This is a genomic window from Streptomyces sp. NPDC031445, from assembly GCF_055581365.1.
Window position 1 is genome coordinate 294,805 of record NZ_JBVIJO010000012.1, and the last position, 20,955, is coordinate 315,759.

Sequence of the window (20,955 nt, forward strand, 5' to 3'; positions counted from 1 at the left end):
TGCGAGGGCTCGACCAGCCCTGGAACTGGACGGTGGGAAAGGCGCCCTACTCGGGGTTTCCGGCGCGCGGTTAAGGTGCGGGCATGACCAACCAGGCCCCGACGCTGGAGGACGTCGCCCGTGAGGCGGGCGTCTCGCGGGCGACCGTCTCCCGGGTCGTCAACGGTGTCCGCAACGTGGACCCGGCGATCCAGAAGCTGGTGCACCGTGCGATCGAGCGGACCGGTTACGCCCCCAACCGGGCCGCCCGGTCGCTGGTGACCCGGCGCGCCGAGACGGTGGCGCTCGTGGTGTCCGGCGCCGGGGACACCTCGCGGGAGACCCAGGACGCCTTCGTCGCCCGGGCGTTCGCCGACCCCTTCTTCGGAAGGGTGGTCTCAGGGATCGTCGGCTTCCTGCGACCGCGCTCCATGTACCCGGTGCTGATGTTCGCCGAGTCGCCCGAGGACCGGCAGGAGGTGCTGACCTACCTGCGGCAGGGCCGTGCCGACGGCGCGCTCGTCGTCTCCACCCACGCCGACGACCCGCTGCCCGCGCTGCTGGCCGAGGCGAAGCTGCCCACCGTGCTGTTCGCCCGCCCGGCACGCGAGGTCCCACTGAGCTACGTGGACCTGGACCACCGGCACGGCGGACGGCTCGCGGCGGAGCACCTCCTCGCCCGCGGCTGCCGCAGACCGGCCACCGTGACCGGCCCGCTGGACCTGCCGGCGAGCCGGGAGCGGCTCGCGGGTTTCCGTGACGCGCTGGCAGGTGGCGGCCATCCGCACGTGCCGGTGGCCGAGGGCGGCTTCACCGTCGACAGCGGCATCGCCGCCATGGAGCGGCTGCTCGCCGAAGAACCGCACGTGGACGGCGTGTTCGCCGCCAACGACCTCATGGCACAGGGCGTGTGCCAAGTGCTCCGCGCGTGGGGCAGGCGGGTGCCCGAGGACGTCGCGGTGATCGGCTTCGACGACTCGGGGGTCGCCCGGACCTGCACACCGCCGCTGACGACGGTTCGCCAGCCGGTCGAGCGGATGGCGGCGGAGATGGCCCGCCTCCTCGACGAACTCGTCCGCCGGAACCGTACCGGCCCGACGCGTGTCCTCTTCGAGCCGGAACTGGTCGTCCGGGAGAGCGCGTGACGCGCGTGACCGGGACCGGGGCCGGGAGCGGACCGAGGGCCCGGCCGGCCCCGCGGTGTGCGGGACCGGCCGGGCCGAGGGGCGGGACCGGCGGTCAGGGCAGCCGGTAGTCCGCGTTCAGGGCCGCACCCGCCTCCGGGTGCGTCTGGTCGTAGCCGCGGGCGTCGCACTGGAGGCCGCCCACGATGCAGTGGTCGACCATGGCCTTGAGCGTGCGCTCCTCCCACGCGTTGAAGAAGTCGTAGTGGAAGGAGTAGCCGCGCCCGCTCGCGAGGCGAACCTGCGACATGTCGCCGTTGACCGGGAAGGCCATCTTGAACTCGATCATCGGCAGTGCGACCGGGTGGTCGTCGGGGCACATGTTGTCGTTCGTTCCGGGCTTGACCACCGGGTAGGACATGTGGCTCTTGTGGTCCGGTGTGTCGAGGTACTTCCCGTCCCAGCAACTCGGCGCCTGGAAACGGATGTTGAGCTGTACGTCGGCCCGGTTCGGGCAGCTCGCGGGGAAGTCGGTGTTGAAGTAGCTGTCGCCGCACTCCCAGCCCTCGACGAAGCCGCGGTGGTGGCGGAACTGGTCGGCGCTCTGCATCGGATCGCCCACCACGAACCGCAGGCCCTTGGGGAAGGGCCGGACACTGGTGTAGTCGGTGACGCCGGCCTTGTAGTAGATCGTCTGGGGCCCGACGGGCAGGATCTTCTGGTCGCCCTTGTACAACGAGGGCATCCAGTACCCCGAGGCGTCGGCGGGCGCCTTGCAGGTGGTGGCGCCGCCGTAGAGGGAGGCCGTGGTGCTGCCCGCGTCGGTCGAGGTGTTGCCCATGAAGGTGTGGTCGTGGGACTTGCCGGGCTGGCCCGGGTAGACGATGGGGTCGTCCGGAGCGGTGTGCGTGACCGAGCAGTTGGCCTGGAACTCGTGGAAGTAACGCGGCGGCGGAGTCTTCGTGGACGGCGTGACTCCGGTGACCTGCGGCACGGCCGGTATGTAGCCGTCGCCGTCCGGGTCGTCGCCGGACGCCTGGGTGGAGACGGCCATCACGTGCCCGGTGCGCGCGGCCGCGGCGGCGGGAACCTCGCGGTTGTCACCGGCGGCGGAGGCGATGGTGCCGACGCCCAGGACACCGGCGAGGAGGGCGGTGCCGAGGAGGAGTGCGGGGAGTCGTTTCGGACTCGATCTCATGGGGGGTCTCCTGCCCGTGGGGTGGGAAGAGGGCCCGCGCGCACACGTGTGTCACGCGGGTGGTGCGTCCGGTGCGGTGGCGGCGGAACACCGCGGAGAGTGCCGTCACCGTCGTCCGGGGTCGTCCGGGGCACAGCCGTCAGCTGTAGATCCCCAGTTCGTGGAGGGAGTAGCCCCAGCCCGTGCCGCGTGCCGTCAGCCGGAGGCGCACGTAGCGGCCGGTGGCCGAGACGTCGAGGGTGTCGACGTCACCGTCGCCGGCGGTCGTGGAGTACACCGAGCGCCAGGTGGTCGCGTCGTCGGACACCTGCACCTCGTAGGACTTGGCGTAGGCGGGGTCCCAGACGAGCTGAAGCCTGCGCAGCGCCTTGGAGGAGCCGAGGTCGACCTGGAACCACTGCGGGTCGCTCCAGTCGCTGGCCCAGCGGGTGTCCGCGCGGCCGTCGACGGCCAGCTCCGGGGTGCAGGGGCAGTCGCCGTAGGACTGCTGGGAGGAGGAGGCGGTCGCGGGCCGGTTCAGCGCCAGGTCGGTGCCGCTCACCGGCGGGGCGACGACCTTGACGGACCTGGTCTCGATGCCGGCGTTGCCGTGCCCGTCCTCGGCCTGCACGTAGACCTTCCACACGCCGAGCTTCTGCGGCGCGGTGACCGTGAAGTTCCCGTTCCCGGTCGAGCGCCACTGCGCCTCGACGAGCCGCTTGTCCCCGTTCGCGTAGTTGCCGCTGAGGAAGACCTTGTACGTGACCGCGTCACCATCCGGGTCACGGACGTCGGCGTGCACGGTGAAGTCGCCGCCGGCCGGTGCGGAGGAGGCCGGGGAGACGGTCATGCCGCTGATGACCGGGGGCGTGTTCCCGACGGACGCCGAGCCGGTGTACGCCTTCTTGACGGCGTAGTACGACAGTCGCTTCAGCCCGTCGGGCACGAGGTTGAACCAGACGCCGCCGAAGTCGTGTTCGGTGCCGTAGTGGAAGAGGGTGGCGCCCAGGGCCACGCCCTGGTGGCCGGTGACGCAGTTCCATGCCCTGGTGTACCCGTCCGCCTTCTGCACGTCGGTCGGCTCGTCGGGGACGCCGTTGGCGTCGTCGGGCACCTCCCACTCGCCGGCCGGTCCGGTCTCGGTGATGATGTACGGCTTGGTGTACCCCCCGTCGATCCAGTCCTGGCGGACCTTGCACACGTTGCTGTACGAGTTCATCGCGTACAGATCGAGATCGGGCGCGTTGCGCTTGTAGTACGGCCAGGCGCCGGTCCACGCGTCGGTGGAGGTGACCGGGTGGTCGGGGTCGATGCCGTGGATCTTCCTGGCGACGTCGTTGACGAAGCTGGTGTAGGCGTTGCGCTGGGCCTCCAGTTGGGTGCCGCTGTAGCAGTTCTGGAGACCGAGGACCGACTCGTTGCCGACGTTCCACATCAGCGTCGCCGGGTGGCTCTTGTAGGCGTCCACCCACTTGGCGAACTCGGTGAGCATGGTGTTCTTGTACGTGGTGTCGGTCACGTAGTCGACGCAGCCCCCGGCGCCCGGTCCGCCGCCGGGCTGGAGCCAGAAGCCGTTGATGACGCGGATCCCGTTGGACGCCGCGGCGTCCAGCAGGGCCTTGCTCGTACCGTCGGTGCCCCAGGTGCGGATGGTGTTGGCGCCCATGGCCCTGACGTCCGGCAGGTACCTGGGCGCGTCGGAGACCGCCGGGCCCCAGGTGACTCCCTTGACGGTGTACGGCTGGCCGCCCACGGTGAGGCGCCAGTTGCCCTGGCCGCCCTCGACCTTCACGGCGCCCGGGGCGGGGGGAGGTGCGGTGCCGCCGGCGGAGCCGTAGACCTGGAACTCCCAGAGCGAGTACCCGTACCCGCCGGACCGGGCCAGGCCCTGCATCCGGACGTAGCGGCCGCTCCCGGACACGGCGAGGTCGTCGGTGCCGCCGTCGCCGCCGGTCACCTTCTTCAGGGTGCGCCAGTCGGCGCCGTTGTCGGACGCCTGGATCTCGTAGTCCTTGCCGTAGGCCGACTCCCAGGTCAGCACCACACGGCTGAGGTCCGACACCTGGCCCAGGTCGACCTGGAACCACTGCTGGTCGCTCCACTGGCTGGCCCACCGGGTCCCGGTGAGGTCGCCGTCCACGGCGGCGGCCGCCGCGTAGCCGTCGCCCTCCTGTGAGGAGGCGGTGGCGGGCCTGCCCTGGGACAGGAGGGCGTCGGCCGCGTGCGCGCCCGGGGCGAGCGCCACGGTGAACGAGGAGGCGAGGAGGGCGCCGAGGGCGACGAAGGGCATGGTCGCACGGCGGCGGAGGGGGGTGGTGGTAGCCGGTCTGGACAACGGGTGCTCCTGACGGGTCGGGTCGCGGAGGACGGGACGTGGTGCCGGAGGGGGCCGGTCCGTGGCGGTGCGGGCATGCGCCGGCCGCGCTCCGGCGGAGGGGGCCTTCCCCGTGCGGATCGTGCGGGGGCTGCGGTCCCCTCCGGGCCGCGGTGCGGGGCAGGCTGGTCCGGCCCGGAGGGGAGCCGTCGCCGGTCCGCGTACGGGTGAGGCGGATCGAGTGGGTTCACCACGCTGGTACCGGGACCGGGCACGAAGTCGTCTCCTCTAGAAGCGGAGTTGAGAGAAGGGGGCTCGGAACGGGAGTGCGGGAGAGCGCTCTCCCGACCATGCCCGGCAGTCATCCCCGGGTCAAGGAGTCGGGCGGCTTTTCTTTCAGCTTTACTTAAGTGGGAGTCGAGCGGGCTGCGCCACGGCGGACTTCGCCCACGCGGTCGTCGAGTCGGGGTCCGCCTCCCGGCGGCCGGCCGGGAGCGTCAGAGACCGGCAGCGGTCGGCGACCGACTTCGATTGGTGAAGGGGCGGGTGCCGGTCGGTTGAACGAACCCGGGCCATCGGCCACCCGCCGGGACAGGTCGGCCGTCCGCTACGAGGTCACCGTGCCGGTCGCTGTCCCGAGCGCATGGCCATGACCGGCGGCGGAGTCCTCCTCAGCGGTCACCTTGTAGCCGGGGACAGAGGGCCAGCGGACTGTCAGAACCACGGACTCCTCCTCCGCGAACCAGGAGTGATCCACGCCCCGGCCCCACACGACGTAGTCCCCCTGCTCGGCCAGGAGAACACTGCGCCCGGGCAGTTCCACCCGGAAGCGGCCGCTGATGAGGACCAACAGCGCGGTGCGCTCTTCGCCGGTCACCCACTGGGCCCGCTCATCGCCCTGGGCGTGGACGCCCCATTTGATCTCCACGTCGTCGCTGTGACGTGGATCGGAGGCGTCCTTGAAGTGTCCCAGCAGCCACCCCCGGTCCAGCGCCGCGTCCCTGCCGGCGTTGCCCACGTACACCCTGTCGGTCATGGCTCCCGAAGGTAGCAGCGAGCCGCGTCGACACTCACGGCGGCAACCGGACCGCCGGTACGCCGCCCGTCCCCGCCTGTCACACGTACCGGCCGCGCTCGCGCAGTTGCGGCGGGCAGACCTCCAGGCATGCCGCAACCGGCGGGGACCGGTTCAGCGGCGCAGCACGTTGAAGGCGAAGGCGTCGCCCCGGTGGTAGTCCTCCGCGTACAGCACCGGCCGCCCCGCGGGCGTGATCACCGTCTCCGAGATCAGCAGCCAGGGCCCGAGGCCGCCCAGGGAGTACCGCCGCTGCACGTCCTCGGGCAGCTCCACCGCGCTCAGCCGGGCGGCGGAGGACACCGGTGGATGGCCGTGGGCGGCGAGCATGTCGCTCAGCGACCCGCTCCAGTCGAAGTGCCGTACAGGCCCCGGAATCGCGTCCCTGACGATGCTGGCCACGCTGTAGACGAGCGGGTCGTCACCGTCGGACCGCAGCCGTTCCAGCCGGATCACCGTGTCGTCGTCCGCGAGGCCCAGCGCCTCGCGGGCGACCTCGCCCGGGGTCTGCTCCGCGACGGAGAGCACGACGGTGTGCGCCTGGTAGCCCAGGGCCTCCAGCATGCTGCTGATCGACTCGAAGCGGGTGATGGGACGTTCCACCTTGAGCGCGCCGAGGGGAGACATGAACCGTCCGCGGCCGCGTTCGGCGACCACCATGCCTTCCTGCTCCAGCAGCTTGAGCGCCTCCCGGGCGGTGGACCGGCCGACCCCGCACAGTTCCGCGATCTCCGCCTCGCTGGGCAGCTGGTCGCCGGGGACCAGCCCACGGGACCGGAACAACTCCACCAGCCGGTCGCGCACTTGGGCCGACATGGGGCGTTTTGCGGGCATGTGGGGCTTCCTGTCGGGCGGAGCGGATCCGGCTGCGGACTCAAGGCACCGCACAGTCTATGACGAGCGCCGTGCGGCGGGAGCGTACGCCCGACGCCCCCGTGTACCGGGGCCGTTCACCCGGCCGGAACGGTTTCCTGCGGCCAGGCTCCCTCGTGGGCGCAGGTCTCGGCGGCGGTGCGGGAGCCCGCCCGCATCGACTGTGCGACGTCCGCTCCGGCGGTCCGCGCCGCGAGGAAACCGGCGATGTAGCTGTCCCCCGCGCCTGTGGTGTCCACGACGTCGGTCGGCAGGGCCGGCACCTGCCACCAGGAGCGCCCGTCGTGGCCGATGCTGCCGGCCGCCCCGCAGGTGACGATCGCCAGTGCCGCCCCGCCGGCGACCGCCTGACCGGCCAGCAGTCGGGCGTGGGACACGTCCTCGCCGGCGGAGCAGAAGGCGATGCCGAGTCCGTCGAACCCCTCGGTGACCGCGCAGTCCTGGCTGAGGAGCACGCCCCGGCCGGCGAGCGTCCGGCGGACCAGTGCGGCGGACTCGGCCGGCAGCATGCCGATGTGCACGGCGCCGCACCGGCCGAGCCGCTCCAGTTCGGCTTCGTCCGGCCGGTACTGGGCGCAGACGGCGAAGTCCTCGTACTCGAAGGACCGGTCGCCGGTGGCGTCCACCCGTATCCGGGAGACCGAGGTGCGGCCGGGCAGCACCACGAGTCCGTCGGTGCGCACGCCCTGGGCGGTGAGGGCCGCCCGGACGCGTGCACCCGCCCGGTCGGGGCCGACGGCGCCGGAGTAACGGCAGGCGTTGCCCGCGCGGGCCAGGTCGACCGCGACGTTCAGGGCGTTTCCGCCCACATAGCTCCTGCTGAGGGTACCGACGTACTCGTCGATGGTGTTGTCCCCGACCGTGGCGAACAGCAACGGGCTCTCCTCTCGTGGCGGACGCCGGTGTCAGTAGGACACGCGCTTGTAGTAGCGGCGCGTGGTCAGCGGGTGGTCCCGCTTGACCTCCAAGTGTGCGCTGACCCGCTCGAAGGCCGTGGCCAGCAGCACCGGGGAGATCAGCGACCGGGTGCGGGCGCCGACGCCGGGCAGTTCGAAGGCGGCGGTGTCGAAGACGGAGAGCTTGTCGGTGTAGCGGGGGGCGAAGGACTCGACCCGTTCGACCAGCGCGCGGCCGTCGTCCTCGCCCTTGAAGGTGATGACGCTGACGTCCTTCTCGACCAGTTCGAGGGTGCCGTGGAAGAAGTCGGCGGCGTGCACCGGGCGGGTACGGATCCACTGCATCTCCTCCAGGATGCACATGCCGTAGTAGAAGGCCTCCGCCCAGGTGGAGCCCGCCCCGGTGATGATGTGGTACGGCTCGTCCTGGATCCGCGCGGCGAACCGCTCCGCCTGCTCCTCGAAGCCCTGCTTGACGTCCACCAGGAGCTTCGGCAGCAGCTTCAGGTCGGCCACCACCTCGTCGTAGTCGGTGATCTCGCCGCGCTCCTGCATCAGCGCCAGGGCGAGGACCAGGGACTGCAGGTAGAACGACTCGCAGGAGGTGTCGTCCTCCGCGAAGTTCACGAAGGAGTGGTCCGCGCCTTCGGCGAGCGGGGTGTCCGCGTGCCCGGTGAGCGTGATGACGGTGGCGCCCCGGCTCTTGCAGTATTCGAGGGCCTCGACGCTCTCCGCCGTGGTGCCGGACAGGGACGGGATGACCACCACCGAGTGCGGGCCCAGGTGCACCGAGCCGCCCGCCACCAGCTCCGCCGGGGCCTCGACGTGCACCGGGAAGGCCGAGCGGGTCTGGAGCAGCCGGGCGGCAGGCAGCATCAGGATGCCGGCTCCGCCGGAGCCCACGAAGAAGAGGTTCCGCGCACCCTCGCGCAGACACCGGGCGACCGCGTCCCGCAGCCCGTCGGCCAGGTCGATCGCGCCGGACTGGATGCGCAGGAAACGGTCCGTGTCGAAGTTCAGCATTGACGCCTTCATCTCCGGTGGTCGGACGGCCATGAGGCCGATTTGTTGTCTGACAAGCTCGAATTGAAGTCAGACAAGTTGAGTCTGTCAAGGCGCCTGGAAACTCTTGACACTCGTCGTTCACCTCCGTGACAGTGGCCTGCACCCACGTCAGACTTCCGCAAATCCTGTCTGACAAGTTTTCCGTGAACAGTGCGAGAACCGAACCGGGAGGGCGCCCATGCCCGTCGACCACACATCGGGAACCGTCCGAGCCGGCGGGGAGAAGCAGCGTGCGCGCGACGGAGGCGGAAGCGGCGACGCGCCCGCCGGGCTACGCCGCAACCTCAGTCTGTGGCAGGTGCTCGGCGTATCGATCGGCGTCATGGGCCCGACCCTGTCCGCCAACATCAACCCGCAGGGCGCCGAGCCCGCCGTCGGCCGGGCGATTCCACTGGCGATCGCCATCGCCACGGTGGGCGTGCTCCTGCTGTCGTACAGCTTCGTGCGGCTCAGCCAGCACTTCAACACGTCCGGATCGGTGTTCGGCTTCGTCGGCGCCACCCTGGGCGCCCGCGCGGGCACCGTCGCCGGCTGGTGCCTGCTCGGCACCTATCTGCTGTTCGGCATGAGCAGCGCCTACTCGGCCGCCATCTTCTCGACCTCGCTGATCGAGTCGCTCGGCCTCCTGTCCGACCCCCCGAACTGGCTGCCCCACCTGATCGCCCTGCTCGTCCTGCTGGCCGCGGCGGTGATCACGGTGTTCCCGGCCCGACGCGGCGCCGACCTGCTGCTGTGGATAGAGGGAGCCACCGTCGTACTCATCCTGCTGATCAGCGCGGTGGTCGTCTACCGGATCAGCACCGCGCACGGCCCGCAGGGCCAGCAGTTCACCCTGTCCGTCTTCCGGCCCGCCGAGGGCACCGGCAGTTCGGCGCTCTTCCTCGGCGCCGTGTTCGGCTTCCTGGCCTTCGCGGGCTTCGAGAGCGCGGCCACCCTCGGGGAGGAAGCCCGCGAGCCCCGCCGCACCATCCCCCGGGCCGTCATCGGGACCGTACTGATCGGCGGCGTCTTCTACATCGTCACCAGCGCCGTGGAGGTCATGGGATTCGGCACCCGCGCCCCGGATCTGGCCCGTCTTCATGCCAGCGGTTCGCTCTACGGTGATCTGGGCGGGGCCTACCTGTCCTCCTGGGTCGGTGACATCGTCACGGTCGGGACCACGGTCTCGGCGCTGGGCGGCGCGATCGGCTGCCTGATCGGCGCTTCCCGGATGCTGCTGTCCCTGTCCAGGGCGGCGACGACCAGGGACACGGTGGTCACCCGGGTGTCCCGGCGGTACGGCACACCGGTCGGGGCCGTCGGCGTGGCCTTCGCCGTGATGGTGGCGTCCGTGGTGGTCTTCGGATGGGTGGCCCGCGTGCCCGTCGCCCTGCCCTGGGCGTGGATCGGGACGGTGGGGACCCTGATCGTTCTGGTGGTGTACCTGCTGGCGACGGTGGGCGCCGCCGGGATGCTGCTGCGGACCCGCCGGGTGCCGCGCCGGGAAATGGTCATCCCCGCCGCGACCGTGGCCGTGCTCGGCTACACGCTGTACCGCAACATCGTGCCCTACCCGACGGGCGCGGCCTTCTGGCTGCCGATCACCGCGGGCGCCTGGATAGCGGTGGCACTGGCCGCCGTCCTGCTCTCTCCGGCACTGGTACGGAGGATCGGGCACCGGCTCACCGAGGAGGAAGGACTCACCTGACCCCGACCTGCGGGCGCGGCTCGCGTTTCGCGGCAGCCGGACCGGAGGGCCGTCGTGCCGTGGGCGGTTCGAGCCGCGGGTCGTCATCGCCGGTGGTCCCGGCGTTGACGTGACCTGGGCGACGCCCCGGCGGCGGTCACCGCGCGGGCGAGGCCGGGATCAACGGCCGGGCCGGTCCGGAGCCGGTGGCCCCCCGCATCCCTGCGGGCCGCCGCCGCCAGGACCGGCCGCGCCCTTTCCCGGCAACACCCGCGGTGCCGCCCGGCCGCGCAGTGACCCGCCGGCGAGCCGTCGGGCGCGCGACCCCCTGACGGGGGGAGCGGTCGTGGCTGCCCGGAGCACTCTGCCTCGTGGCGCCGGAACCGGCCGCGTGCGCGCCGCCGGCCCGCCGTCAGCTCGCGGGAAGCCGGCGTGGGATCCGGCCGAACAGCAGCAGGTCGACGATCCGTTCCGCGAGGTCGTGCGGGGGCGGGGTTCCCGTCATCAACTGCCGGTAGAAGACGGGACCGGCCAGGACGTCCATGAAGAGCTCGATGTCCGTGTCGGCGGGAATGTCACCCCGGTCGATGCCGCGGCGGATGACCTGCGCGCAGTTGGCCCGCCGCGGGTCGAGGAAGGCGGCCCGGAACGCCTCCAGCGTGCCGGGTTCGTCGGCGAGGTCGTTCAGGAGCCCGGGAAGGGCCCTGCCTGCCGTGGTGGAGGTGTAGTTGGCGATGGTGACCTTGAGCCAACTCACCAGGTCCTCACGGGTGTTGCCGGTGTCGGGGATCGGCCCGGTGGACAGCGAGGCGCCCAGAGCCCACCCCACCAGGTGTCCTTTCGACGCCCACCAGCGGTACAGCGTGGCCTTGTGGACGCCGGCGTGCGATGCGACGGACTCCATGGTCAGGTCGCGGTAACCCTGCTCGGCGAGCTGCTGCAAGGTGGCGGAGAGGATGGACTCCCTCCGTCGCGGTCCGGCTTCGCCGTCCGGTGACCGCTTTTGTATGGAGACCCCTGCACGCTCTGGCATAGGGGCCATTATGCATGCGAGTATTGCGACGCGACGTCGCGTCGCAGTCGGCTGCGCTCGTGCGTCGTGCACCCCGAGAGGGCGTCGCACGTGCCCGGATATCGCGGACCCTTCCTCGCGGGAGGGCTGGGTGAGAGGTGGCATGTCCCATTCGGTGATCCGGGGACTCCGCGCGGTGGGCTCACGCCGGTTGCTCGCGGCGTGCCTTCTCGGCGGAACCGCGGGATGGTCACTGACCGCGGCAGGAGCGGAAGCGACGTCGCTCGCTCACGCCTATCACCTCAGCCTGCCCCAAGTCGGCATCCTCACCTCGGCGTTCAGCATCACCTACGCCACCGCCCAGGTGCCGTCCGGAATGGCGGTGGACCGGTTCGGCGCGCGGCGGGCGGGTGTGTGGGGAGCGGCCATGGTGGCGGCCGCGTACGCCGTCGCCTCCGTCGCCCCGTGGGGTGGTGTGGCCTTCGCCTGCCGGGCGATCGCCGGCATCGGCGCTGCCCTGTGCTATGTCGCGGGTGCCGAAGCGGCACGCGCCAGCGGCACCGGCGCGGTGGGCCAGGGCGTCTTCGGCGGTGCGGCCGCGGCAGCGGGCGGAGCCGCCCTGCTGGTCGTACCGCTCGCAGGCCACGCACTGGGATGGCGCTCGACATGGGTGACGTCCGCGCTGCTCGCCCTTGCCGGCCTGGCGGCCGTCCTCGGCGCCGTCCCCGCAGCCGTGCCGGACGGGGCACGCGAAGCGAGGGAAGGACCCGGCGCTCGGCACTCCCTCCTCCGGGACGGGGAGTTGTACCGCCTGGCCGCGGTCCACGCCGTCACCTTCGGCGGATCGGTGGTCCTGAGCAACTGGGCGGCCCTGATCCTTCGACGGACCTGGCACGTCTCGGGCACCTTCGCCGCCGTCAGTGCCTCACTGATCCTTCTGACGACGATCGTCAGCCGCCCCTTGGGTGGCTACCTGGCCCGGAGGCGGCCAGGACACGGCCTTCGCCGGACCATCGGCGCACTGCTGACGGGCAGCCTGTGCGTGCTGGCCCTGACCGCCGGTCAGCCCGTCGCCGTCGCACCGCTGCTGTGCGTGGTGCTCGGCATCGCCTCCGGACTTCCCTTCGCGGGCGTCTTCGCCGCGGCGCAGCAGCGCCGCCCGGACCGCTCCGCGGGCGCGGTCGGGCTGATCAACGCGCACGCCAATCTGGTCATCGTCATCGGCACACCACTGCTGGGAGCAGCCGTGGCCGGAGGGTGGACGAGCACGGCGATCGTCGTGTCAGCGGCCGTGTGGACCATCCCCCTGATCTGCCTGCCGGGCGGACCACCCGGCCCAGGGCGCGGCCGGACGGGAGAGAGCCCCGAACGCGGTACGGCCACCGGCCACGGGGCCGCCCCTCCCTCGGAACGAACCACTGTTCGTGACCCATAGACAAGACCCATGGACAAGAAGGGAACGTCACGTGCGCATCAACCATGAGCGCCTCCAGCAGCGGATGGCCGGAGCCCGGCTCGACGCGGTCGTGAGCACCACGGCCGAGAACCTGATGTACCTGACGGGCATCGACAGCGTGCACCTGGACATGTTCCCGCACTCGGGACGCGCCTTCGCGGCCCTGTCCCAGGACACCCGGCGCGGTGCCGTCTTCGTGTGCGGGCGCTGCGAGGTGGACCAGTTCCTCGACGCCGACGAGCCGATCCGTGAAGCGGTCGCGTACGGGCCCTTCTTCCGGGAAGTCCCCGAGGAAGCGGTGCTGGATCCCGAGAACGAGCTGTTACGGGAGGTCAGCTGGGACACCCGCTTCGACGACGCCGGCTCCGCGCTCGTCCACGCCATCCGCAGCGTCTGCCCGGGCGGAGGGCGGGTCGGCATCGACGAAGACGGCGTCCCCTCCGACTTCCTCGACGCCCTGGCGAAGGAACTGCCGGGGTGGGAACTCGTCCCGGCGGCCCGCCACCTGCGCTGGGTACGGCAGGTGAAGACCGCCCGGGAACTCGAACGGGTGGCCGCCGCGGCGGCCGTCGCCGAGCAGGCCATCCGGGCCACGACCGCCATCGCGCAGGAGGGCGTCACCGAGCGCGAACTGGTACGGGAGTTCAACCGATCGGTCGCGGCCCAGGGGGGCGTTGCGAAGTTCACCCTCATCCGCATCGGCGCCAACGCCGTCGCCGGGCAGCGCCGCCCGACCGGCACACCGCTGCGGCGCGGTCAGGCGATCTGGTTCGACGTCGGCGCCGTGGTCGACGGCTACTGGTGCGACATCGCCCGCGTATGCACCCTCGGCGAACCCGAACCGCGTCTGGCACGCCTCTACGACGCCGTACTCGCCGGCGAACAGCGAGCGTTGGAGGCCGCGCGCCCGGGCATGACCGGTGAACAGCTCTTCGACCTCACCGTGGACGCCGTCCGCGCGGCCGGCATACCGCACTACCGGCGCAACCACGTCGGCCACGGCATCGGGGTGGAGGTCTACGACCCCGTCCTGATCCGCCCGGGCAGCACCGACGAGCTGGAGCCCGGAACGGTCGTGAACATCGAGACGCCGTACTACGAGTTCGGCTTCGGGTGTGTGCACGTCGAGGACCCGTTCGTGGTGGGCGCCGACGGCAACCGGCTGCTCACCACCATGCCGCGGGAGCTGATCGTCCTGCCCTGACCCGAAACCGACCCCCCGCCGGATACGCCAGATCGAGGAGATCACGTGATTTACGAGAACGTACTCGAAACCCTCGGCGACACCCCGGTCGTCCGATTGCGCAACCTCCTGCCCCGGCCGCAGGACCGGATATACGTCAAGCTGGAGGGCACCAACCCCTCGGGCAGCATCAAGGACCGGGCCGCCCTCCACATGGTCGAGGAAGCCGAACGCGACGGCCGGCTCGCCCCGGGCCGCACCATCATCGAGTCCACCTCCGGGAACCTGGGCAAGTCCCTGGCACTGATCGGCGCGGTCAAGGGCTACCGCGTCATCCTGGTCGTCGACCCCAAGACACCCCAGTCCGTGCTGTCGTACGCCACCAGCCTCGGCGCGGAACTCGACATGGTCGACCGCCCCGACGCCGACGGCAGCTACCAGGCGGCCCGGATCCGCCGCGTCGGCGAGCTGCTCCTGCGGCACCCGGGGGCCTACAGCCCGGACCAGTACAACAACCCGGACAACCCCCAGGCACACGCGCTGCGCACGGCACCGGAAGTCGCCAAGGACTTCGACGACCTCGGCGCCCTGGTCGCGACGGCCAGCACCGGCGGACACGTCAGCGGTCTCGGCAGCGCCCTCAAGGAACGTTTTCCCTCCCTGCACGTGCGCGCGGTCGACGCCTACGGCTCCGCGGCGTTCGGGCACTCCTTCGCACCGTACAAGATGCGGGGGATCGGACTGAGCTGGCAGCCAGGCAACCTGCACACCCGTTACGTCGACTCCCTGCACCGGGTCGCCGACACCGAAGCACTGTCGACGTGCCGTGTCCTGGCGCGGGAAGAGGGGCTGCTGCTCGGCGAGTCGGGAGGGGCCGCCGTCTTCGCGGCGCTGACCTACGCGGCCGAGCATCCAGGCCGTCCCGTGCTCGCCATCGCCCCGGACACGGGGGCCAACTACCTGTACGAGTCCTACGACGACATGTGGCTCGCCGGCCACGGCGTCCCGGTCGACGTGCTGTGGAGCACCAGCCGGGACCTGCTGCGGCACGTCCGTTCCCCCTTGCATCCGCCGGCCGAGCCGGCACACGCCGGAGCGGACGTACGGACGACGGCGGAAGGGGCGCGGGCATGAGCGTGCGCACCGGAGCCGAGTACCTGCGGGGACTGCGGGACGGACGGGAGGTGTGGCTCGGCGGACGCCGGGTGGACGACGTCCTGGACGAACCCGTCCTCGCCAGCGCCGCACACACCGTCGCCCGCCTCTACGACCTCCAGCACGATCCCGAGTTACGCGACCAGCTCGTGCACGAGGGCGACGACGGCGTGTACCCCGTCTCCCTCGTCGCCCCGCGCACCGCACAGGAGCTGCGGGCACGGGGCCTTGCCTTCCGCACCACCGCCTCCGCCACGTTCGGCCTGCTGGGCCGCTCGCCCGACTTCGTCAACACCGCGGTGACCGCGTTCTCCTCCGCCGAGGAGTTCTTCTCCCGTACCGACCCGCGATTCGGCCGCAACGTCCGCGCCTTCCACGCGTACTGCCGAGAACGCGACCCCTTCCTCTCCCACGCGACCATCAACCCGCCGCTCAACCGCGCCCGCGCGTCCAACGACCAGGACGACCCCTTCGTCCACCTGCGCATCGTCCGGGAGACCAGCGACGGCATCGTCGTCCGCGGAGCCAAACTCATCGGCACCCTCGTCCCGGTCGCCGACGAGATAGTGGTCTTCCCCCTGCCCAAGTACGCCCCGGGAGACGAGCCCTACACGGTGGCGTTCTCCCTTCCCGTGGCCACCCCGGGCCTGCGGATCGTCTGCCGTGAACCGCTCGTGGCCGACCCCACCCGTCTCGTCAGCACCCCCCTCGCCCCGTACGAGGAGATCGACGCGACGTGCGTCTTCGAGGACGTCGTCGTCCCCTGGGACCGGGTCTTCTTCCACGGCGACGTCGAGGCCGCCAACCGCCTGTACGACGCGACGACCGCCCGGCACCACACCGGCCAGCACGGCATCGTGCGCGGCGCGGTCAAGGCCGAACTGCTCACCGGCATCGCGGTGGCCCTCGCCGAGATGTCCGGGACCAACGCCTTCCTGCACGTGCAGGAAATGCTCGGAGAGGTCCTCGGGTCCCTGGAACTGGCGAAGGCCGGCGCCCTGGCGGCCGAAACCGACGCCCGGATCTCCGCATGGGGCACCCTCACGCCCGCCATCGCACCCGTCATGGCGCTGCGCTACCACTTCCCCCGGATGACCGCCCGCATGATCGAGGTCATCCAGGTGCTCGGCGGCGGCAGCCTGCTCAGTACCCCCGCGGAAGAGGACCTGACGAGCGAACTGTGGCCCTCCATCGAACGGTTCTACCGCGGAGCCGACGGCGTCTCCGCCGAGCACCGCGTCCGGCTGCTGAAACTCGCGTGGGACGCCACCGGCAGTGCCTTCGGCCAACGCCAGATGCAGTACGAGCGCTACCACTCCGGCGACCCGGTGCGGCTGGCCGCCGCCCAGTACTTCGGCTACGACACCACCCCGCTCTTGGAGACGGTCAACCGGGCTCTTCAGCCCGTCCCTGCCGACACGACGCCCCGGCAGGAGGCCCGCACATGAACACCCCGACGTCCAGGCGACTGCTGATCCTGTCCGGAGCCGCGTCCCACGGCTCACGCACCCACGCCGTAGCCGAAGCCGTGAGCCGTCACGTCGTCGCCACCGGCGGCCGTCCGGTCCTGCGCGATCTGTCCGAGCACGAGCTCCCGCTCCTGCACACCGCTCCCCAGGCTTCCGACGCCCTCGCGGACCTGCGGCACCAGGCAGCCGAAGCGGATGCCCTCGTCTGGGTCACGCCCTGCTACCACGGCAGTTACTCCGGCCTGCTGAAGAACGCCCTGGACCACTTGCGGGAACCGGACCTGCGGGGCAAGCCGGTGGGACTGGTCGCCGTGGGCACCTCGCTGACGGCGGTCCAGGCCTGCGACCATCTGCGCTCCGTGGCCCGCGCCCTGGGGTGCGTCGCGGTGCCCACCCACGCCGTGATCACCGGCATGGCGGCGTCCGCGGACACCTCGGCGGACGACGGTTCGGAACAGGACACCGCGGCCCGCCTCTCCAGGATGATCAGCGAAATCCACGTGCTGGCCGAGTCGACGTGGCGGCTGCGCCACGACCCCGCGCTCCTCGCCTCCCTGGGAGCCGGTTCATGACCCGCCCGCCGCACCACCGTGCCGGACGAGAGAACGGCACGGTCCTGCTGCGCACCGACCACTCCCACTACACCAGCGTCGAAGTGGCCGCCCCGCACCTCGCCCACCGGATCGGCCCCGGCCAGTTCGTCTCGGTGCCGGCTCCCCACGGCTTCGGCCCTCCCGGCCGCTGGATGTTCTCTCCGGCGGCGGTGCGGCACGACGCCGGAGACACCTCGGCCCTGCGCCTGGTCGCCCGCAGGGGCGGCAACGGACCAGGGGCGCTCGACCACCTGCGCGCGGGAGACACACTGCCGCTCATCGGCCCCCTGGGGACGCCGCTCCACCTGCCCGAAGCCGACGACACCACGGTGGTCGTCGGAGTGGACCACGGCGCCTCCGCCGCGCTCCTCACCGCCGAGGCCCTCCACATCGACGGCCGGTCGACCCGCCTGCACCTGTTCGCCCCCGAGCCGGTGGAGGAGACCGCCGCCCCCTGGCTCGAACCACCTCCTCGCGTCGCGGCCCGCGCGGAGGCGACGCCCGATCCGCGGGAGTGGCCCCGGCGCGTCGCGGCCCTGACGGACGGCGCCGGCCGGGCCGTCGTCGCCGCACCGACGCCGCTCGCCCACGCGGCGTTCCAGGTCTGCCGCGAGCGAGAAGTGCCCTGCTGGGTCCTGGTGGAGCCCTTCATGGCCTGCGGGATCGGCGTCTGCCTCACCTGCGCCGTCCCGCTCGCCACGGAAGACACCTATCTGCGCGCCTGCGTCGACGGCCCCGTCTTCCCCGCCGACCGGCTCGCATGGGAGCGGATCACGCCCGCCGGGAGGCCGGCATGACCCTCCGCCCGGACGACGTCGACCTCACCGCCGACCTCGCGGGACTCGAACTGTCGACGCCCCTCGTCCTGGCCTCGGGGACGGCCATGTACGGGCGGGAGATCGCCGACTTCCTCGACCTCGCGGAGATCGGCGCCATCGCCACCAAATCGGTCCTGGCAGGACGACGGGCGGGCCTGCCACCCGTCCGGGCGGCCGTCACACCCGCCGGGATGCTCAACAGCATCGGCCTGCAGGGCGACGGCGTAGGGAGACTGCTCGACGAACACTTGCCCTGGCTGGCCAAGCAGGGGGCCACCGCGATCGTCTCCATCGCCGGGCACAGCGTCGACGCGTACGCGCATTGCGCACGACTCATCGCCGGACACGACCAGCCTGTCGACACGGTGGAGATCAACATCTCCTGTCCCAACGTGGAGGACCAGAACCAGGTCTTCGCCCGCGACTCCCGCGCCGCCGCCCGTGTCGTCGCCGCCGTGCGCGGCGTCCTCCCGGACACCCGCATCACCGCCAAACTCAGCCCCGACGTCGCCGACATCGTCGAGATCGCCCGGGCCTGCGTCGCCGAGGGGGCCGATGCGCTCAGCCTCGTCAACACGGTCCTGGGCGCGGCCGTCCACCCGCGGACCCTGCGGCCCGCACTGTCCCACGTCTTCGGCGGCCTCTCCGGTCCCGCGATCAAACCCATCGCCGTCCGCTGCATCTGGCAGGTCCACCAGGCCCTGCCCCACATCCCGATCCTCGGAGGTGGCGGTGTCCGTTCCGGCCAGGACGCGCTGGACCTCACAGCCGCCGGGGCGTCCGCCGTCTCCATCGGCACCGTCAACTTCGAGGAACCCGACGCCGCCCTGCGCATCGCCGCCGAACTGCGCGCCCTCCTGGCCGCCCACGACATCGCCCGCTACCGCGACGCCGTCGGAATCGCCCACACCCCCCTGGAGCCACGATGACTTCCCCAGCTCGCCGTGACACCGGTGAACTCGCTGACCTCATCAGAGAGTTGGCCATAGTCAAAGGGGAGGTCACCCTGTCCTCCGGGGCTGTCTCCGACCACTACTTCGACCTGCGCCGTGTCAGCCTCCACCCACGCGGCTTCGACCTGATCGGGCCGGCCGTCCTGCACGAGGCCCGGTCCTGGCGGTACGAGGCCGTGGCGGGCCTCGTCCTGGGCGCCGTCCCCCTGGCCCTGGCCACCATGGCGGCCGCACACCAGGCGGGCCGGGAACTCCCCGCGGCCGCCATCCGCAAGGAGGCCAAACAACACGGTCTCGCCCAGCGGATCGAGGGCGCGGACCTGACCGGCACACACGTACTGGTGGTCGAGGACACCTCCACCACGGGCTCCTCCACCCTCACGGCCATCGAAGCCGTCGAAGCCGAGGGCGCGACCGTCACAGGCGTCGTCCTCCTGGTGGACCGCGGCGGCGCACGGACCGTCGCCGCCACAGGTGTCCCGGTCCGCAGCGTCTTCACGGCAGCCGAGCTGCTGGAAGGAGGAGGGCGTCCATGACGCGACATGCCGCAGTGCCCGCCCCGGCAGGGGCCGGCAACGGCCAGCCGCTGGTCGTCGTGGCGGCCGCCGTCACACGCGCCGGACGGCTCCTGGTCGTGAGCAAGCAAGCGGCCCCGGAGGTCTTCTACCTGCCCGGCGGCAAGCCCGATCCGGGCGAGAAGCCGCTGGAGGCGCTGTCACGCGAGCTGGACGAGGAACTCGGCGTCCGGCCCGTCGAGCCGCGCCTGCTGGCCGACGTCGAGGCCATCGCCGCCCTGGAGAAGGTGCCGATGAGAATGACGGTGTACGAAGCCGGCATCAGCCAGGCGCCCCGGCCCGCCGCCGAACTGGCGGACCTGCGATGGATCTCCGGTGCCGAAAACGGCGTCGAGCTGGCTCCGGCGGTCAGGGACCACGTCCTGCCCCTGCTGTGGGACCGAGGCCTGCTGGCGCGCTGAGCGGGCCGGACCCGGGTCGCCGGCCTGGTCACTCCGGCGCCGGCGACAAGAGCATGTGGATGCCCCGACATTGCCGGAGACGCCGGCCGCGGTCACCCAGACGGCGAAGAGGGGAGACGGAGAAGCTGCCGTGACCGAGGACAAGACGAACTCGGAGAAGGCGGCCCGGGCTCAGTCGGCGAGGGCGTGGGCCGGGGAGGGCGGGCCGGCGGGGCAGGGCCCGGCGGCCGGCTCGCGATGGTCCGAGGGCGTCGACTCCGGCCGGGCGTCCGCGGATTCCAGACGGAGCATGGCCTTCTCGTCCGGGGTGCCGGGGGCCGCCTGGTAGACCACCATCCGCTGGCCGCCAGTCCGGGCCAGCCGCATGACCTCATAGGTCAGCGTCATCGGTCCGGCCTTCGGATGCCGGAAGGACTTCTGCCCGCCGCCGCGCTCGCAGACGTCGTACCGCTCCCACAGCCGCGCGAATTCCGGTGACTTCAGCACCAGTTCGCCGACGAGCGCGGTCAGCTCGGGGTCGTCCGGGTCGGCCCCGGCGACCGCGCGCAGATGTGCCACCGAGAGCGCGACCGTTTCCTCCCACGGCTCGTAGAGCGTCCGGCCGACCGGGTGGAGGAAGAGGTAGCGGGTCAGGTTGCGGCGGTTCTCCGGCCAGTCCCAGAGCCCGGGCATCAGGCGCCGGCCGGGCGGGTTCGCGGCCAGGACGCGGTTGTAGCGGCTCACCACATAGGCCGGCAGCGGACGCACCGACTCCAGCATGCGCACCACCGAGTCGCGGACGGTATGGTCCGAGGACGCCGGCAGCTCCGAGACCCGGCCCGAGGCCAGTTCCGCGAGCTCGTGCAGGCGTTCGTAGCCGTCCCCGCGCAGCCGCAGGGCGCGGCCGAGGGCGTCCACGACGGCGGGGGAGGGGTTGGTCTCCCGGCCGCGCTCCAGGCGGATGTAGTAGTCGACGCTCACCCCGGCCAGCGCGGCCAGCTCCTCACGGCGCAGTCCGGGGGTGCGGCGCAGTCCCCCGCCGGCCGGGAGACCGACATCCTCCGGGCGTACCTGCGCCCTGCGCGCCTTCAGGTACCGGCCCAGCTCCGTGCCCCTCGTATCCCCTGCTGCTGCCATTCGGTCATTGTCGCAGGCGGTCGAGGAGCGTGGGGGGCCGTGTCAGGGCCCCGAA

19 protein-coding genes are annotated in these 20,955 nt (G+C 71.8%); 11 read left to right on the forward strand and 8 right to left on the reverse strand.

Going from position 1 to position 20,955, the window contains the following annotated elements:
• Positions 1 to 83: 83 nt before the first annotated feature.
• Entirely contained in the window at positions 84 to 1,124 is a 1,041-nt protein-coding gene (locus ACZ5DC_RS29345) for a LacI family DNA-binding transcriptional regulator (protein WP_468657606.1), read from the forward strand.
• 94 nt (positions 1,125 to 1,218) lie between these two features.
• Here ACZ5DC_RS29345 and ACZ5DC_RS29350 read toward each other — a convergent pair whose 3' ends face one another.
• The 6 genes from ACZ5DC_RS29350 to ACZ5DC_RS29375 all read right to left on the reverse strand — a co-directional run bounded on the left by ACZ5DC_RS29350 (position 1,219) and on the right by ACZ5DC_RS29375 (position 8,461).
• On the reverse strand, positions 1,219 to 2,301 hold the full coding sequence (locus ACZ5DC_RS29350; protein ID WP_468657608.1) for a DUF1996 domain-containing protein: 1,083 nt from the start codon (positions 2,299 to 2,301) through the stop codon (positions 1,219 to 1,221).
• Between the two features lie 139 nt (positions 2,302 to 2,440).
• Positions 2,441 to 4,570: a discoidin domain-containing protein gene (locus ACZ5DC_RS29355; protein WP_468657692.1), complete on the reverse strand. Its 2,130-nt coding sequence runs from the start codon at positions 4,568 to 4,570 to the stop codon at positions 2,441 to 2,443.
• A gap of 631 nt (positions 4,571 to 5,201) precedes the next feature.
• Positions 5,202 to 5,630 carry a cupin domain-containing protein gene (locus ACZ5DC_RS29360; protein ID WP_468657610.1) on the reverse strand — a complete coding sequence of 143 codons (429 nt, stop codon included), beginning with the start codon at positions 5,628 to 5,630 and terminating at the stop codon, positions 5,202 to 5,204.
• Between the two features lie 153 nt (positions 5,631 to 5,783).
• Positions 5,784 to 6,503, reverse strand: a complete 720-nt coding sequence (locus tag ACZ5DC_RS29365; RefSeq protein ID WP_468657612.1) for a GntR family transcriptional regulator — start codon at positions 6,501 to 6,503, stop codon at positions 5,784 to 5,786.
• A gap of 116 nt (positions 6,504 to 6,619) precedes the next feature.
• Positions 6,620 to 7,417, reverse strand: a complete 798-nt coding sequence (locus tag ACZ5DC_RS29370; RefSeq protein ID WP_468657614.1) for a PfkB family carbohydrate kinase — start codon at positions 7,415 to 7,417, stop codon at positions 6,620 to 6,622.
• A gap of 30 nt (positions 7,418 to 7,447) precedes the next feature.
• The gene (locus tag ACZ5DC_RS29375; RefSeq protein WP_468657616.1) at positions 7,448 to 8,461 is read right to left on the reverse strand and encodes an SIS domain-containing protein; all 1,014 of its coding nucleotides are present in this window, start codon (positions 8,459 to 8,461) and stop codon (positions 7,448 to 7,450) included.
• A gap of 220 nt (positions 8,462 to 8,681) precedes the next feature.
• On the opposite strand from ACZ5DC_RS29375, the gene ACZ5DC_RS29380 reads away from it, so the two are divergent.
• On the forward strand, positions 8,682 to 10,190 hold the full coding sequence (locus ACZ5DC_RS29380) for an APC family permease (RefSeq protein ID WP_468657618.1): 1,509 nt from the start codon (positions 8,682 to 8,684) through the stop codon (positions 10,188 to 10,190).
• 391 nt (positions 10,191 to 10,581) lie between these two features.
• Here ACZ5DC_RS29380 and ACZ5DC_RS29385 read toward each other — a convergent pair whose 3' ends face one another.
• Positions 10,582 to 11,202, reverse strand: a complete 621-nt coding sequence (locus tag ACZ5DC_RS29385) for a TetR/AcrR family transcriptional regulator (RefSeq protein ID WP_468657620.1) — start codon at positions 11,200 to 11,202, stop codon at positions 10,582 to 10,584.
• A 142-nt stretch (positions 11,203 to 11,344) separates the two neighbouring features.
• On the opposite strand from ACZ5DC_RS29385, the gene ACZ5DC_RS29390 reads away from it, so the two are divergent.
• The 9 genes from ACZ5DC_RS29390 to ACZ5DC_RS29430 are packed head-to-tail and all read left to right on the forward strand — an operon-like array spanning position 11,345 to position 19,784.
• On the forward strand, positions 11,345 to 12,616 hold the full coding sequence (locus ACZ5DC_RS29390; protein ID WP_468657622.1) for an MFS transporter: 1,272 nt from the start codon (positions 11,345 to 11,347) through the stop codon (positions 12,614 to 12,616).
• 31 nt (positions 12,617 to 12,647) lie between these two features.
• Positions 12,648 to 13,841, forward strand: coding sequence for a M24 family metallopeptidase (locus ACZ5DC_RS29395; RefSeq protein WP_468657624.1), 1,194 nt, complete (start codon positions 12,648 to 12,650; stop codon positions 13,839 to 13,841).
• A gap of 45 nt (positions 13,842 to 13,886) precedes the next feature.
• Entirely contained in the window at positions 13,887 to 14,954 is a 1,068-nt protein-coding gene (locus ACZ5DC_RS29400; RefSeq protein ID WP_468657626.1) for a PLP-dependent cysteine synthase family protein, read from the forward strand.
• Positions 14,951 to 16,423, forward strand: a complete 1,473-nt coding sequence (locus ACZ5DC_RS29405) for a 4-hydroxyphenylacetate 3-hydroxylase family protein (RefSeq protein ID WP_468657628.1) — start codon at positions 14,951 to 14,953, stop codon at positions 16,421 to 16,423. The genes ACZ5DC_RS29400 and ACZ5DC_RS29405 overlap by 4 nt, the downstream gene beginning before the upstream one ends.
• On the forward strand, positions 16,420 to 17,016 hold the full coding sequence (locus ACZ5DC_RS29410) for an NADPH-dependent FMN reductase (protein WP_468657630.1): 597 nt from the start codon (positions 16,420 to 16,422) through the stop codon (positions 17,014 to 17,016). Before ACZ5DC_RS29405 ends, ACZ5DC_RS29410 begins: the two co-directional genes overlap by 4 nt.
• Positions 17,013 to 17,834, forward strand: a complete 822-nt coding sequence (locus tag ACZ5DC_RS29415; RefSeq protein WP_468657632.1) for an iron-sulfur cluster-binding protein — start codon at positions 17,013 to 17,015, stop codon at positions 17,832 to 17,834. Before ACZ5DC_RS29410 ends, ACZ5DC_RS29415 begins: the two co-directional genes overlap by 4 nt.
• The gene (locus ACZ5DC_RS29420) at positions 17,831 to 18,784 is read left to right on the forward strand and encodes a dihydroorotate dehydrogenase (protein WP_468657634.1); all 954 of its coding nucleotides are present in this window, start codon (positions 17,831 to 17,833) and stop codon (positions 18,782 to 18,784) included. The genes ACZ5DC_RS29415 and ACZ5DC_RS29420 overlap by 4 nt, the downstream gene beginning before the upstream one ends.
• Before the next feature lie 50 nt (positions 18,785 to 18,834).
• A complete protein-coding gene (pyrE, locus tag ACZ5DC_RS29425) occupies positions 18,835 to 19,344 on the forward strand; it encodes an orotate phosphoribosyltransferase (RefSeq protein ID WP_468657636.1) in 510 nt (169 codons plus the stop codon).
• Positions 19,341 to 19,784: an NUDIX hydrolase gene (locus ACZ5DC_RS29430; RefSeq protein WP_468657638.1), complete on the forward strand. Its 444-nt coding sequence runs from the start codon at positions 19,341 to 19,343 to the stop codon at positions 19,782 to 19,784. The genes pyrE and ACZ5DC_RS29430 overlap by 4 nt, the downstream gene beginning before the upstream one ends.
• 171 nt (positions 19,785 to 19,955) lie before the next feature.
• Here ACZ5DC_RS29430 and ACZ5DC_RS29435 read toward each other — a convergent pair whose 3' ends face one another.
• Complete coding sequence (locus ACZ5DC_RS29435; protein ID WP_468657640.1) at positions 19,956 to 20,900, reverse strand: helix-turn-helix domain-containing protein; 945 nt, start codon at positions 20,898 to 20,900, stop codon at positions 19,956 to 19,958.
• Between the last annotated feature and the right edge of the window lie 55 nt (positions 20,901 to 20,955).